Source organism: Acinetobacter sp. YH12108 (assembly GCF_013419055.1).
Lineage (GTDB): Bacteria > Pseudomonadota > Gammaproteobacteria > Pseudomonadales > Moraxellaceae > Acinetobacter.
The window spans coordinates 1-1848 of record NZ_VPAW01000058.1 but is presented as its reverse complement, the minus strand read 5'-3'; the positions used below and the strand labels follow the sequence as shown (position 1 = coordinate 1848).

The following is a 1848-nucleotide window of genomic DNA, read 5'->3' as shown; positions in this document are numbered from 1 at the left end:
CTGCTAGGGAGAGTTGCCCTGTTTGTTTCCATGCCATAGTCGTGTTTTTTGCTAGGTGATTGATTTTATTGTATTATACCAATTTAATGAACTTTTGTGTGTTTATTCGTGCAAAGGTTTCTATAAACTGCTAAACTACACCCACTCAAATTAGTGGGTGTAATTAGTTTGAGTTATAAAAATCTCACAACTGAAATCGTTTGATCTATCTTAGACACCTTGTGAATACGGTGTATTAAGCCGCGAAATCTCAGCGCATTCAAAAAAACGTAATTTAATAAATTTCTCAGTGCTTGCCATTGGGCTTAGTCGTCTCTCCCTCTAACTGACTTTGCTCAGGCTTGTACGCATTTTATATGTAGATAACAATGCAAAACGTACAAACTTTAAAGTTAAGCCGTGCCACATTGATGTTTCCTTTGGCATTGGTTTTATTCGAATTTTCGGTCTATATCGGTAATGATTTAGTCCAACCTGCCATGCTCGCCATTACCCAAGATTTTGGGGTCAGCAGTGCATGGGCACCGTCGTCTATGTCTTTTTACTTACTGGGCGGTGCTTGTGTCGCATGGTTGCTTGGGCCACTCTCAGACCGTTTAGGCCGTAAAAAGGTGTTGCTCGCAGGTGTAGCATTTTTTGTGCTGACCTGCCTTGCAATTTTACTCACTCAAAATATTGAGTCTTTTTTGGCACTCCGCTTTTTACAAGGTGTGGGGCTGTCGATGATTTCTGCGGTGGGTTATGCCGCAGTACAGGAAAGTTTTGAAGAGCGTGATGCCATTAAAGTCATGGCTCTCATGGCGAATATTTCTTTGCTAGCACCGTTACTTGGTCCTGTGGTCGGGGCGTTTATGATTGACCATGTGTCATGGCATTGGGGCTTTATTGGCATTGCCTTTTTGGCTTTTTTAAGTTGGTTTGGTTTAAAAGCCAAAATGCCTGCGACACAACAGCGTCATTCTAAAAAGCCGCTGCGCTATATTTGGGATGACTATAAGACGGTCTATAAAAATAAGACCTTTTTGGCGCTCACCTTTGGCCTACCCATGGTCGCGATGCCGTTGATGCTGTGGATAGCACTGTCACCCGTGATCTTGGTGGAAGAACTTGGCTTGAGCAGTATGCAATACGGCTTGGCACAGTTCTCCGTCTTGGGCGGTCTCATTCTGGGCAACATTGTACTGATTAAAGTCATCGACAAAATGGCACTGGGTAAAACCGTGTTACTCGGTTTGCCCTTGATGTTCATCGGTACGCTGTTGGTAGTGCTCGGCACGATTTTCCAAAGCTATTTCTTGCCGTTACTGATTGTGGGGATGACTTTGGTGAGCTTCGGTGAAGGCATTAGTTTTTCAGTGTTATACCGCTTTGCGTTGATGTCATCGGAAGTGTCCAAAGGGACGGTTGCTGCAGCCGTTTCGGTTCTGATGATGTTTACGTTCTTCTTCGTGATTGAACTGGTTCGCATAGCTTATGTGGCATTTGGTCTTTGGGCTTATAGTTTAGTCTGCCTCATTTTGATTGCACTTTGGTTTAGCTTTCCACGTGCGACCGTGAAAAAAGTGATGCAAAAACGTCTTGAGAGTGGTGTTTACTAAAATTTTATTCACTGAATTCAGCGAAGCTCACATCATAAAAAAGCGCCCATTCAAATGAATGTGCGCTTTTTTATTATGGCTTTAAATAATCCTTTTTAAAGCCAGTTTTTAAACTCAGGCTTCTATTATTAATGAAGTTTTCGGACCATTCAGGATCGTTCGATTTACTCAAAATATCTTTGAGCCAAACCTTTAATGTTTCAATTGGATAATCTGCATTTTTGTATAAGTTAATCACGGTGATAATCTG

The 1848-nt window shown here is 42.0% G+C and carries 1 protein-coding gene; it reads left to right on the top strand.

The window, feature by feature from the left end; genetic code table 11:
- The first annotated feature begins 368 nt into the window (after positions 1–368).
- Positions 369–1598, top strand: a complete 1230-nt coding sequence (locus FTU46_RS16585) for an MFS transporter (RefSeq protein ID WP_180058975.1) — start codon at positions 369–371, stop codon at positions 1596–1598.
- The last annotated feature ends 250 nt before the right edge of the window (positions 1599–1848 follow it).